This is a genomic window from Natronolimnobius sp. AArcel1 (assembly GCF_011043775.1).
Taxonomy (GTDB): Archaea; Halobacteriota; Halobacteria; order Halobacteriales; family Natrialbaceae; genus Natronolimnobius.
On record NZ_JAAKXY010000001.1, the window covers coordinates 430,533 to 443,287 of the forward strand.

10 protein-coding genes are annotated in these 12,755 nt (G+C 58.1%); 3 read left to right on the forward strand and 7 right to left on the reverse strand.

Features of this window, described 5'->3' with window-relative positions; translation table 11 throughout:
• Positions 1–74: 74 nt before the first annotated feature.
• A complete protein-coding gene (locus G6M89_RS02035; protein WP_165160127.1) occupies positions 75–962 on the reverse strand; it encodes a hypothetical protein in 888 nt (295 codons plus the stop codon).
• Between the two features lie 7 nt (positions 963–969).
• Complete coding sequence (locus G6M89_RS02040; RefSeq protein ID WP_165160128.1) at positions 970–1,713, reverse strand: hypothetical protein; 744 nt, start codon at positions 1,711–1,713, stop codon at positions 970–972.
• Between the two features lie 175 nt (positions 1,714–1,888).
• On the opposite strand from G6M89_RS02040, the gene G6M89_RS02045 reads away from it, so the two are divergent.
• Complete coding sequence (locus G6M89_RS02045) at positions 1,889–2,344, forward strand: hypothetical protein (RefSeq protein ID WP_165160129.1); 456 nt, start codon at positions 1,889–1,891, stop codon at positions 2,342–2,344.
• A 26-nt stretch (positions 2,345–2,370) separates the two neighbouring features.
• Here the strand turns inward: G6M89_RS02045 and G6M89_RS02050 are convergent, their stop codons facing one another.
• Together G6M89_RS02050 and aglG are read right to left on the reverse strand one after the other, a co-directional pair.
• Positions 2,371–3,333 (reverse strand): glycosyltransferase, encoded by a 963-nt coding sequence (locus tag G6M89_RS02050; RefSeq protein WP_165160130.1) that lies wholly within the window; start codon positions 3,331–3,333, stop codon positions 2,371–2,373.
• Positions 3,323–4,297, reverse strand: a complete 975-nt coding sequence (gene aglG, locus G6M89_RS02055) for a glucosyl-dolichyl phosphate glucuronosyltransferase (RefSeq protein ID WP_165160131.1) — start codon at positions 4,295–4,297, stop codon at positions 3,323–3,325. The genes G6M89_RS02050 and aglG overlap by 11 nt, the downstream gene beginning before the upstream one ends.
• 177 nt (positions 4,298–4,474) lie before the next feature.
• Here aglG and G6M89_RS02060 point away from each other — a divergent pair, with 177 nt between their 5' ends.
• Complete coding sequence (locus tag G6M89_RS02060) at positions 4,475–7,402, forward strand: oligosaccharyl transferase, archaeosortase A system-associated (protein ID WP_165160132.1); 2,928 nt, start codon at positions 4,475–4,477, stop codon at positions 7,400–7,402.
• Between the two features lie 399 nt (positions 7,403–7,801).
• Positions 7,802–7,936: a hypothetical protein gene (locus G6M89_RS22525; protein ID WP_255487936.1), complete on the forward strand. Its 135-nt coding sequence runs from the start codon at positions 7,802–7,804 to the stop codon at positions 7,934–7,936.
• A gap of 77 nt (positions 7,937–8,013) precedes the next feature.
• On the opposite strand, the gene G6M89_RS02065 is transcribed toward G6M89_RS22525, so the two are convergent.
• The 3 genes from G6M89_RS02065 to G6M89_RS02075 all read right to left on the reverse strand — a co-directional run bounded on the left by G6M89_RS02065 (position 8,014) and on the right by G6M89_RS02075 (position 12,722).
• Positions 8,014–10,101, reverse strand: a complete 2,088-nt coding sequence (locus G6M89_RS02065; RefSeq protein ID WP_165160133.1) for a hypothetical protein — start codon at positions 10,099–10,101, stop codon at positions 8,014–8,016.
• Positions 10,102–10,224: 123 nt separating this feature from the next.
• Complete coding sequence (locus tag G6M89_RS02070; RefSeq protein ID WP_165160134.1) at positions 10,225–11,376, reverse strand: Cdc6/Cdc18 family protein; 1,152 nt, start codon at positions 11,374–11,376, stop codon at positions 10,225–10,227.
• Entirely contained in the window at positions 11,376–12,722 is a 1,347-nt protein-coding gene (locus G6M89_RS02075) for an anaerobic glycerol-3-phosphate dehydrogenase subunit C (protein ID WP_165160135.1), read from the reverse strand. The genes G6M89_RS02070 and G6M89_RS02075 overlap by 1 nt, the downstream gene beginning before the upstream one ends.
• Positions 12,723–12,755: the final 33 nt, after the last annotated feature.

Consider the following 12,755-nt stretch of genomic DNA (forward strand, 5'->3'; position numbering starts at 1 on the left):
GCATAGCAACACACCATCTAACGGACGTACAATACTTCCTTCTGTCCGATCATTCGGGTCGCGATTCACTCGCTCTACGATCGCCCGATATGTGGTAGATCCTGTAGATCGGGATGAGTTGTTTTGCGCTTGGCTTGAGCAACCGTCTCACGGTGTGCCATCCACTGTTCGTGTCTGGCAGCGACAAACACAGGTACCGACTCGATTCCGAGAAGTTGTGAAATGATCAACCGATTTCGGTTGCCGGCGAGGAGCAATTCTCCGTCGCGATCAATGTCAGCGGCAATCTCGTTCACTCGTTCGTTGAAAAATCCGAATCCTGTTTGATCGGTCAGCGATGGCGGCGTTTCTCGGAGGTCCGCCTGGGTTTTGTAACCAACCGTATCGAGCGATTTGGTGAGGTCATCAAGATAGCGACAGCGGTCGCGGACATCGGCTACATCCAGACAGCCGTACCAGCCTGGGTTGGACAATTGTGTTCGACTAACTAGTGCCCGATAGAATTCGGTCTCCTCCCACTCTACATTGTCGTGAATCCGTCGCTCAAGAGCCTTGTATAGTAGTGTCTCTTCGAGTCGCTCCGAACAAACAACGCCCTCAACGTCGGAGAGCGGTTGCTGGTCCCAGTCATCGTCAAGTACAACTCCAACATCGTAACGCGGGTTTTGCTTCCAGTTGATTCGTGGCGAGAACCGTTCGATCATGTTCGGATCGATCCATATCAGTTTGAATGGATGTGGGGGATGGTCAAACTGCGAGAGGTCGTCATTGTACCGTCGTCCATAGAACTCAGGTGCGAGACGCCAGTATACTGCTCGAACTCCCGGAAGAAGCAGAACGGAATACTCGAGGAGACGGCCAGCAATGTGGCGAACGTCATTATTATCGAGTGCTCGTCTGATGATTTGCGTACCGTTGTGCTGTTGTTTTCGCGGTTCGTCGTACTCTTCCGCGTCAGTCATGTCTAAGTCACTCATCGGTAGCGTTTGCTTCGACCCATTCGCGGTGGCGAGCGGCGATTCTGACTGGAATTCGATCTATATTGAGGCAGCGAGCGATGGCGAGTCGGTGACGACCGTCGACGAATAAAAGTTCGCCGTCGCGACCGATATCGACGACGACCTCATCGTACGGCTCGAACCGCGGGTGGGCAGCCGTCGATTCATGGCCGTTCTGTTTGAGAAGGCCCCGCTTGCGTTTGTATCCATCCGCCGCTATTGATGCGTACAGTCGATCGACGGCTTCGCGGTCAATCTCAGCCGCAAAAGTCATAGATTCTCCGTCTGCGTCGGACGCAGGCGGCGATACCTCACTCCATGCATTCTCCTGATCAAATCGTTGCATGAGCTCACGGACAACTGGTAGGTCATCAACGCGTTCGGTACTTCGATCCCAGTCACCTCCCGAGACAGTTCCAATGTCAATCCATCTGAATCGACCCGGGAATGGCCCACGTCCCGTCACAAATTCGATTTCCGATGGATCGACTTCGACGATTTCGAATGGTTCGGCGTTGTAATGGCCGAACCCGGCATTCTTCCACTGCAGCAACTCAAGAAACTGGTCGGAGCCGTACAATCCGATCAGGCCGGCCTTATGAAGGGTTGATCGGTATACATAAGAAATCGACTTCCCGACCAGTGAACGGAGTCCTTCCTCTGCGTATACCCGACGAAGACGCCCGAAGATCGACGACAGTTGAATCATGTTCATGTTCGACAGTCAGTCGGTACTGTAACCTGTGGAAGTCGTGATACAAACCCTTCTCGGATTAGAAGGTCAGTCACCGACTTCACGGGGGATTCAAGATCGCGTTCTCGAGCTTCAATATGGTTTCTCTGCAATAGAGGCAATGAAGATATTTACTACTTTGGCAATTGGATTTTTGGTGACAATCTACTTCGATCGCGTTCTTGGTCCCGGAGTCCTCGGATACTATGCGGTTGCGTTGGCAGTCGTCACCTGGCTCTCGGTCGGCGGACAGATTGGGCTCGCAAGCGCGATTACGAAGCAGATGAGTGAAGGAGACGGAGCCCTATGCGTACTTCTGGGCAGACGTCTCGATCATCATCAGAATATTTCTCGTTACATCGTATTTGAAGTGTCGGTTCTTGAAGTCTCCCGACAACTCACTGCGGCGCTGGCGATGGCCTCCGTCGTCTATCCGATGAATCGTGCGGCCGGCCCGGCATCGGAGAGCCTCTCGTCCATCCTTACAACCATCAGTATCGTTGCCGTTGGAGCGCTCGTCTACATCGGAATATTGCTCATCCTATCGCCGCGGTTCCGCGATGTCATTCGAATCAACGTCCCATTCAATCTGCCGGTTCTCACCAGTCAGTGATTCGCCTCACAATCTATAGTATATTTTCACGGCGAAAGAACTTGGTCATAAATTTCGAGGATCCGATCCCCGATCCGGTCCCAACTAACCTCTCGTACTTCCCCGCGGCCGTTTGATCGGACGCCAGACTCGAGAACATCCACGAGATGATCGACGAGTTCCACTTCGGTCTCTCCGACGCCAGACGGTGATACGTTTCGAAGTCGTGTCCGAACGTCGCCGACGTCGGTTGAGACGACTGGGAGGTTACAGGCCATTGCCTCCTTGACGGTGTTAGGCGACCCCTCGTGTCGAGAAGTGAGCAACAGTGCGTCGGCAGCATTCATGAAGACGGGAACCAGTTCGTGCGGGACGCCTGAGATTGTCTGCAAAGCGAGTTCGTCCTCATCAGTTCCCAGCCGATCCCGCGTCCGCTCGACAACGCGCTCAGCCAGCGGGTAGTTCTTGCGTTCGTAGTCCGGCGAGTACGGGAACAAGACGTGTGTGCGATCCGGATCCCAACCGACTTGCTCGCAGGCCGCCTCGCGGTCCATCAGTTCGAACTTCTCGAGGTCGATGCCACTGGGAAGGATATGTGCGTCGCGACCGAGCAACTCACGCATTTCCTCGCTGCGGACGGTGATCGCATCACAGCGCCAGGCGCAAGCTTTCGTCACGGCACCATCGGCGCCGACGACGTCCGAACCCCACAGCGTGACCACGACCGGAAGTTGAAACTGTGTGATTGCGAAGGGAGCGGTCAATCCGTAGTTCGCATGGATCAGATCGTACTCTCCGGAACGAAGTTCGCGACGAACCTGCGGCAAGAATCGGAGATATTCCATCGGGCCGCGACCGGACCCCATATCGCCGTCAATTTGGTCGGCACCAGGGACGACAAGGACGGTCGTATTGACGCCCTTGCGCTCGAGTGTCTCGATTTGCTGGGAGAAAAACACCTCATTAGAGGTCGCGAGATGCAGAACTCGGAGGGATGTCTCATGCGTCATCGGTATCGGTTCGAGAGTCGGTCACAGCAGGCTCACTGACAAGTGAGTTGTTCGACTGAATCAATCCGTACAGATAGCCGAACCCAACTGCTGCCGTAAACACGAAAATCGTCACTAACTGCTTCATCTTTGGCGCTGACGGCTCGCGAAAGAGCGATCGCAATCGACTCGGAACGAACTCGAGCAGAAGCTGCCCCAAATACTCGTTCTTATCGCCCGACGCTTCGGGCAACAGCAGGTCCATAATCCGCTTCGAGTATCCTTGCCAGAACGATCGTCCCACCAACCAACGGAAATCTCCGCGATAGCCGAACAACTTGTGATGCACAACGGCCTCTTTGTTGTAGATCACGCCCTTACCGTATTTGTTCGCGATTCGGATACAAACCGGCGCTTCGTGGGCCTGGATGTGGCGGTCGCCTTTCCGGCCAGTATTCTCATCGTAGCCGCCGACGCTCAAAAAGACGTCGCGCCGGTAGGAGATGTTCGAGCCGTACGTATTCCGAAGTTCCTCCATATGTTCGCCGAAGCCTCGTTCGTCACAGCCGACCAGCCAGTAGAACTCGGCGGGGAAGAAGTCGGGTTTCTCGGTTACCCAGTCAGGTTTGACGTGGCCGCCGACTGCTATCGCGTCGGTCTCCTCGTAGACTCCTGCAAGTTCCGCAATCCAATCCGCTTCGGCAACGCCGTCATCGTCGATGAATGCCACCACGTCTCCGGTTGCGATCTCTGCTCCGCGCGTTCGACTGTAGGAGATGCCCTGATTCTCGTCATTACAGTGGAGGACGACGTTCTCGCAGTCACCGTATTCGTCGGTGACGCGTTCGAAGACCGGATCGTTCCCGTCGACGACGATGACGACCTCGAGTGGGTCGTAGGTTTGGGCGAGGACGCTATCGACACACTCCGAGAAGACATCGTAGCGGTCCATCGAATACGTACAGATGACGACGGAGACCTTCATTGTTGGATCGGTTGCCCTGAACAGGGAATAAGCCTTTTCGTTCGGGTGTATTGACGAGTCTGAGAGGAGCCAGTGGGATAGATTCTCACCGAAAAAGTACGATTTTGCGTGGTCTGAGAGGAAAACACCGCGAATAGATGACAAGGCTTATTCTTGACTTGGCACTGATGGAAGCTAATGAGTACTGACACTGAACACGTCGACGAGGGTACGGAAACGTCCGTCCTCGAGACGTGGGAAGACTGGTATCATATCCCCATTCTCGGGGCTGTGATGCTGTTTATGGTCTGGGTACGAACTCAGGCGTACGAGAGCGTCGCGATGGTCGACGGCAACGCGCGTCTGGCCGCGGTCGACTCGTGGTACCACTGGCGGACCGTCCAGTGGACGGCCGAAAATTATCCGTACACGATGCCGTACGACATCTGGACGAGCTTCCCGACCGGTCGGTACGTCGGGCAGTTCGGGACGCTGTTCGACCAGATTCTCGTCACGGCGGCGATGATCGTCGGTCTCGGCGATCCGACAACTGAAACGCTGTATACGGTGTCGCTGTTCATGGTACCGGTTCTTGCTGCACTGGTTGCGATTCCGGTGTTCTACATGGGTCGTCGGCTCGGTGGAACGCTTGGAGGGATCGTTTCGGTGCTTCTTCTGGCGCTTCTTCCTGGTCGGTTCCTTGCCCAATCGACGGTTGGCCAACTCCAGCACCATGTTGCTGAAGTGCTGTTCATGGGGATTGCTGTCCTCGCTATGATGGTTGCGCTCCGTGCTGCAGAACGCGAACAGCCGGTGTACGAGTTGCTCGTCGACAAAGACTGGCAAACGCTTCGAAACCCAGCACTCTATAGCGTGCTTGCAGGCGTTGCACTGACGCTCTACATCTGGGTCTGGCCGCCAGCGGTCGTCCTCGTTGGCATCTTTGCGGTGTTCTTTACTGTGCAACTCTGTCTCGACTACGTCCGAGGTCGATCCCCGGAACACACTGCATTTGTCGGTGCTGTCAGTCTCGGGTCGGCAGCGCTGTTGACGGCGCTGCTGATCGAAGAGCCGGGCACAAGCGTCACTAGTTTCAGCTACATTCAACCGCTGAGTGCGGCACTCGTCGCAGGTGGCTGTGTGTTCATGGCCTGGTTCGCTCGCCAGTGGAACCAACTCGAGGTCGAGCGCCGCTACTATCCAGGTGCAATTGCAGGCCTCATCGCTGCGACGTTTCTGGTGATGTGGCTGGTGCTTCCAGATTTGTTCGACACGCTCGTCGATAACGCAACACGCCGTGTTGTTCCGTTCGGTGGGGCAGCAACTGACGCGACGATTCAGGAAGCCCAGTCACCACCAAACTTCGCGACGCACGTCTTCACTCAGACAGGCACTGCGTTCTTTACGATGCTTCTCGGCATCGGATTGCTCCTTGCTCGTCCCTTTTTCGACCGCGAGTATCGGACTGAGCACACGCTGGTCATCGTGTGGGCGCTGTTCCTGACGAGCATGGCTGCGACGCAGGTTCGGTTTGCGTACTATCTCGTGCTTCCAGTTGCCGTCATTAACGCGGCCTTCGTTGCCGACATCATCCGCTTCTTCGATTTCGATATCAGTAGCGGTGTCAACTCACTCAGAGGGATCGAGACATATCAGGCAATTGCCGGTCTACTCATTGTGATCGTGTTGTTTGTGCCACTGCTGACGTCAATGGGAGGTGCAACAGCGATGGACCGCGGCGGCGCCACAGGTCCGTCCGGTGACTCGCTTCTCTGGGAAGACTCAAACGAATGGGTTACAGAGAATACACCTGAACAGGGAGACTGGGGTGGTGCAGATAACGCCAGTCAACTTGATCTCTACGGCAGTTACGAGTACCCAGAGGGCGAGAACTACGACTATCCCGTTGGCTCCTACGGTATCATGTCCTGGTGGGACTACGGCCACCTGATAACGACACAGGGTGAACGAGCACCACACTCGAACCCCTTCCAATCGGGTGCGACCTCCTCGTCTGCCTTCTTGACTGCAGAGTCCGAAGAACGCGGTGAGTTAGTCCTCGACGCCATCTCAGCCGGTGAATCACCCGAAGATGAATCTGACGCAGAACTCGAGGCGATGGCCGAAAACGCCACGCATGAGGAGATGCGGTACGTAATGATCGACGATCAGATGGCAGGTGGCAAGTTCACGGCAATTTCGCAGTGGACCGAGCCGCCGATGGAGACGTACTTCGATGAACAGAACGTCCTCCTCGAGGAAAACGAGATGGCACTCCCAGCGGGTAACGACAACTACCACGACACCATGGTTGCCTCGCTGTATCTCGATGATGCAGATGGACTCGAGCAGTACCGACTTGTCCACGAGGCAGATACGTTCTCGATCGTTGGTGCTGGTGTGCAGGTAGATCAGGCAACGGGGCAGGTTGCGCCACAGCCAACAACGTCGGACCGCTTCCAGCAAGGAAGTTGGAACGATGTCGAAGAGATAGCCGCGCAAGTGGAGATGGCAAGCCAGACGAATCAGGCGATTCCATTCGGCGAGCAGTACTATCACAACGCGCAGGTCACCTCGTCACTGAAGACCTTCGAGCGCGTCGATGGCGCGACGCTCTCCGGTTCGGTTGATGACGACGAGTTGGCTGATGACGATGCGACGGTCACCGCCGCTGTCGACCTCGAGACGGAAACGGATCGACCGTTCACCTACACGCAGGAAGTCGACCTCGAAGATGACGGCACGTTCGAGCTGACGGTGCCGTACGCGACGAACGACGAACGCGGTGTCGATGACGGCTACACGAACAGTAGCGTCGACGCGATGGATGAGTACGAGATCACAGTCAGTGCGGACGAAGATGACGAGACGCTGGTCTACTACGAGGGTCAGACCGACGTCCCTGAATCTGCAGTCCTCGACGGCGAGGACCTCGAGGTCACACTCGAGGAAGTCGACGACCCAGAAGAAGCTGACGAACCGGAAGCAGCGGACGAGATCGATGCGGAAGATGCAGACGAGGATGACATGGACGGCGTTGAGGACGTTGATGAAGATGAGACGGTTGACGAAGAAGACGAGACCGAAACGGAACCGGCGCTCGAGCCGATCGCGCCACGTCCCTGAGACCGACTCCAAAGAGTGTAACTGGTAATTCGCTCGGGCGAGCCGAAGATAACCGTCAATACGGGGCAACGGCCTGTACTCGGCGGCTCTTGCGGACGAGAGAAAGTACTGACGCGTGTGACGACACGCAGTAGTGGCTGAATTTTAACGCGGCGTTCAACTGGGAGTTACACTCGAGTCGCCCACTATTCTGATGGCTACGACTGTTTTCCGACCCTTTCGACGGCATAGCTGGTGTACGCTCTGGTGTTGATGCGGCCTGGGACATGGTCAGAGGTGCGAACACGCGGCCTACCCAATCCAACCAGGCTGGATCTGAGCCTGTTGAACAACAATTAGTCGTCCGGGTGTCTGTAATGATAAATTAAACTTATTACCGTCGGCAACATCCAGTGGTGTATGGTTGAGTCAGACAGCATGCGCGATTACCTCGCCAAGCACCCACGAATGATCGGCGTCCTGTTCACTATGTTCGTCCTGCTGAGTCAAGCGGGCACGGTCGCTGGTGGCAGCACCTCACAGATCGGTCCCTGAATTGGTACAGCAAGCACACACCCAGCTAAGACCCGAAGAACAGCACACGCCGGTTTTTCGGCCACGTCGGCGTTAGGCTACAGATCGATGCCCGGCCCAATTCCGTCGTTCCAGTGGAGTTCATCGTCGTACAACACTGGAAACTTGGTCCACGTGAGATACTCCTGAAGCGCCTGCGAATCGACCGCCGACCGCGGGGTCGTACTGGGTGTCAGATGCCGATCGTCAGCTACCTCAAGCGTCGATGCCGTTGTTGTTCCGAGTTTAAACTCCTTGGTTGAGTACGAGGTTGCACCGAACTGGCAGGAGTCAGCCGTTCGTTCGAGTTCGATGACCATTGGCGCGCCGCCGTCCGATTGGGCGATGTCAGTCGAGCCGTCGCCAACGATCAGATACTGCTCGCCAAGTCGCGAGTGTTCGCGTGCGATCTCGAGTGCGCCACGAAGTGGGAAGCCGCGATTGAGCAGGCGAGCCATCGTTTCGCCGGCGTCGACTGCTTCCTCATTTGGAACGTCCGCGCATGTGCTCACGCCCCCAAACGCGCCGCGACGGGTCAACGCGAGCCCCTGTTCGTAGGAGCAACAGGCGTTCAAGAAGAAAACACCGAGGTCGACCGACTCGAGGGCTCGGACGTCGAGGTCGCCGTCGGGACAGCGAAGTCCATCCGCTGTTGCGTGGCCAATGTAGTGGAGGAAGTCGTAGCCACCATCCTCGAGTAGCGACGCGAACTGGTCCGTATCGACGCCAAATGCGGAGTCGATTTCGAACGGGAGCGCCTCACGGTTACCATAGGTCTCATCGAGCAGGTCGTGTTCGGCGAGCATCCGGGCGTCGTTACAGACGAGCAAAATCTCGATGGACTCGGTTCGTTCGTCTCGAGTGAGTTGATTGCGGTAGGCTTCGACCGTCGCTTTTGAGGCGTTCTGGGGGACGCCGTCACCGAACCAGGCGTGCTCGACGGCTTCGTCGGTAACGTGTGGAACGATCGTCGAGGGCCCGGTATCGAGCGAGTCCGGCGCGTTCGTGCGGGAACTGCTCGCTGACCGAACAACCTGAGCGTCCGGTGTCGACTCGGTATGTTGGGCCGGTGCGGACTCGAGGCGCTGTCCCCGGGCGATCCGAACGATCCCGAGTTCGTTAACGATGAACGGGATGATTTCGGCTGCTGCTGGCTCGGCCGGCAGGTGCGCCGTCAACGGCCAGCGCGGAACGTACGGCTCGAGGAGATCGTACGGCACCTCGAGATAGCGCTCGAGGCGATCTGGAAGCGGGGCGGCGTAGGTTTCGGCGAGATCAAACGGCAACCGGTCCGCAAGTGCCGTTCGCTCGTGGAACTCGTACTGAAAGAGACCGTCAGTGCGGGAGAGACAATCAAGCAGGAAACTCCGCTTGAGTAGTCTGGCGACCGCATCCTCGAGCGAGCGATCCTCGGTGAGCGGGTAGCTCCCGCGTGGTGTCTCGAGTGTTGGCTCACTACCCGGTCGAAGTGTCGCACCGAGGAAAAACGCGAGCGGTGCAGCCTGATAGATCGCTGCGTGTGTGGCTGGGACGATGAGTTCGATGTCGCTGTCGGGGTCCTCGATCGCATCAGGAATCTCGAGGGCGTCACCGAGTTCGATCAGCGGCGGGTGGCCACGGAGTGTCGGCCACGTTCGCTCGGGCGAGGTCGTCTTCAGTGCCGATGGAAGCGTAGAAATCGCCTGCATGAGCGAGTCTGGGTCGCCGGGCGTGGTGATGGTCCCTGCGGGCCGGTCGTGTGGAGAACGGGCACCAAGTGTAACCGTCGCCGGCTCGTCGAACGTGAGCCGAACTGAAGACAGTCCGTGGTCGAGCGTTGCAGCCGTATCAACGCGACAGTACACTCGGATCGGCCCGCTCAGCCCAACAAACTGCGTTCGACCCTCGAGTTGGGCTGTACCACCAACTTCGACCGTTGCCTCCGTCTGGCCGGTCGAATCGTGAATCGACATCGAGTACGATTGGTTGAAGACGAGTTCTGACACAGTAAATCGGCAGGCTCGGTCGACCGGAAAACAAAAGCCATCGGCGTCGACGGTGGTCACTGAAAACGGGCCGTCGGCCTGAAGCTTGAGCCGTCGCTGCTCGATCGAATCACATATTTCAAGACCGACCGGCGATGTCGTCTGTTCAAACTCGATCGTCATACAAGCCTTCGCTATCGAAGCTATCCGTGTCCATCACTAAAAAGGGTCACATCGGTTCACGTGATGACTGATCAGGGTCGTTGCACCAAAAGCGGCGCTCACTGTCAGCGAGACGAAGACTGCTCACTCGAGTCGCGCCTCACTCAGTACGCGAAACGGAATCGTTGGAATGCGTGGCTCGAGCGTGCTTGGCCGGCGGCCGCTGCCGTCGCTTGGGAGTGGCACGCGCTCGAGGACGCCCCGATCAGCGAGTTCGTACAGCAGCCGTGTTACGGTGCTTTCGGTCAGTGAGGACTGATCGGCGATTGTCGCTGCGAGTTCTCGAACCGGCTGGTCGGCCGCATCAATCTCGATGAGGTGTGCCAGGACGCGCTGGCGCGTTTCCGAGAGCGCAAGCGCCCGGTCGATGTGAACGCCGTTGTCGGGAACCGCTGCGTGAGCCTGCTCAAGATGGCTGGCTTCAATCCGATTGGCGTCGTCTTGCATGGCAAGGACAGCCGCACCGAACAAGGTCGCAAGCGCATCGTGTGCGTTCCCGTCTGCCCAGTCAGCAAGCGTGCGAATCGACTCGTGCTCGAGCGCGCCCGGTGCAAGTCCCGACGACGTGCGATCGGTCACGACATCGACGAGTTCGTGGTGTCGGTACGCGGGCATCGAAACCGTTGCGCCAGTCCACTCCGGCGGTGGCTCCTGCCCGACGGCAACGACCGCAACGGATGCGGCGACTGGCTCAAGCAGCGTGATGACACGGTCGTACGACAGCGTCTCGGGCTCATCGTGGTGATCAATCGCGATGACAGCGCGGCGGTCATGGCGCTCGAGGCGGTCGACAAGCCGTGTCCGGAGATCGTCCGTCCCAACACCACTCGTCGGCACCGGCTCCGAAGACACTGCCTCGAGGAGGGTTCGATACAGTGCGAACGGACTGTTGACACGGCGAGCATCGACGGTGACGAACCACGTTACCGGCATCGACGTGGAGCGAGTCGTCGTCCCGATCGCCCGATCCGTTGCGCCGAAGTGCTCGTTCATGGCGGTAAACAGAGCCGTCACAATCGCTGACGTTCCCGAGCCAGCCGGGCCGACGACCGCGACGGGATCGGGAAGGTGCTCGTTGAAAACCGGCTCGAGGACATCGAGGAGGTCTTCAAAGACCGGTCCGCGGCCGATCGGCTCTTGGCGATGCACCGTCGGACTGAGGTGGTCTCGGTCGACGACGATAGTCCGATCCTGATGGGCAGAGCGGCGTCGAGCGATGCGCTCTCTGACGTTCATCAGTCAGCGCTCGAGGGGGCGTCAGACTCGAGGAGTGCTGCTGCAAGTACCTCGAGCGTGTGCGTGATCTCGTAGCCAGTTCCGTGGCCCATCTGCATCGAGCAGGTTGGACACTCGGTCAGGCCCTGCTCGGCGTCGGCGTGCTCCATGTGTTCGAACATCTCCTCCCCGATCTTCATGGACGTTTCGTAGTTCTCTTCCTTCCAGCCGTAGGTGCCGGAGATGCCCGAACAGGAGTCGCCCACGTCGTGTGCGTCGACGCCATCGATCAACTCGAGGAGTTCGACGGTCTGTCCATCGAGGCCCTGATTGCGTGCGTGACATGGCGCGTGGTACGCGAAGTCCTCGAACCGGTCGCCGTCGACTGCGGCGTCTGCGAGCGCCGCCTCGAGGTCTTCGTGAACCCGGAGATATTCGACGGCGTCCCAGGTGTTCGATGCGACGTCCTCGGTGCCCTCGAAGTCGAACAGCTCGGGGTACTCCTGGCGGATCGACATCGAACAGGAGCTACAGGAGGCGATGATGTCCGCGCCCTCGTCGATCGCCGCGGCGAGTTCGGAGACGTTGGTTTCTGCGGCTCTGCGGGCATCCTCGAGCATGCCGTTTGCGAACATCGGCGTGCCGGAACAGGACTGGTCGGGGACCATAACTTCGTAGCCGAAGTGTTCGTAGACGCCGACGAGGGCTTTCGCGACCTCGGGGGTGTTGTAGTTGGCGTAGCAGCCGTGGAAGTACGCAATTCGTTTGTCCGGGTTCTCGACCTGCGCGCCACCTCGTTTTGTCCACCACTCGCGGAACGTTTCCGTCGCGAACTCGGGCAGTTCGCGCTCGCTCGTAATGCCCATGACTTTCTCGCCGAGCCATTTCGTCACGGAGAGGCCGGTCACGAAGTTCGCCGTCCGTGGGAACATCGCCCCCAGTGGCGCGAGCGTCCGGTAGTTCGCGAGCATCCGGTTGCGCCAGTACTCGCGGGAGAGTTTGCTCATGTTCTCCTCGACGTACTCCCCGCGGGCGGTGTTGTGCATCTGCGACAGTGGCACCTCCGAAGGACAAGCGCTATCACAGCGCATGCAGTTCGAGCACTTCATCACCGAGTCGTCGATGTCCTGGTCCTCCTGCCGTTTGAGTCGCCACTGCTCGGGTCCCTGGAACTTCGGCCCGGGGAACTCGTCGTCGACCTCGGCGACGGGACAGTTCGTGTCGCAGGTCGAGCACTTGTAACAGTTGTCCGCCCCCGGCCGGAGGTCCATGTCTTCGGCCTCGGGGAATACCTGAATCGGCTCGAACTCGTCGTCGCTCTCTGTACCCGGTCCGTGATCGTCCGTCGGTTGTTCTGCATCACTCATCGAATCACCTGATCCGTCGTCAGTCGCTGCTGT

Bases quoted from the DNA above. Each gene is read 5' to 3' on its own strand.
- aglG (WP_165160131.1), bottom strand. From the start codon at position 4,297: ATGAAGGTCTCCGTCGTCATCTGTACGTATTCGATGGACCGCTACGAT.
- G6M89_RS02075 (WP_165160135.1), bottom strand. From the start codon at position 12,722: ATGAGTGATGCAGAACAACCGACGGACGATCACGGACCGGGTACAGAG.
- G6M89_RS22525 (WP_255487936.1), top strand. From the start codon at position 7,802: ATGGTTGAGTCAGACAGCATGCGCGATTACCTCGCCAAGCACCCACGA.
- G6M89_RS02050 (WP_165160130.1), bottom strand. From the start codon at position 3,333: ATGACGCATGAGACATCCCTCCGAGTTCTGCATCTCGCGACCTCTAAT.
- G6M89_RS02065 (WP_165160133.1), bottom strand. From the start codon at position 10,101: ATGACGATCGAGTTTGAACAGACGACATCGCCGGTCGGTCTTGAAATA.
- G6M89_RS02060 (WP_165160132.1), top strand. From the start codon at position 4,475: ATGAGTACTGACACTGAACACGTCGACGAGGGTACGGAAACGTCCGTC.
- G6M89_RS02040 (WP_165160128.1), bottom strand. From the start codon at position 1,713: ATGAACATGATTCAACTGTCGTCGATCTTCGGGCGTCTTCGTCGGGTA.
- G6M89_RS02070 (WP_165160134.1), bottom strand. From the start codon at position 11,376: ATGAACGTCAGAGAGCGCATCGCTCGACGCCGCTCTGCCCATCAGGAT.
- G6M89_RS02035 (WP_165160127.1), bottom strand. From the start codon at position 962: ATGACTGACGCGGAAGAGTACGACGAACCGCGAAAACAACAGCACAAC.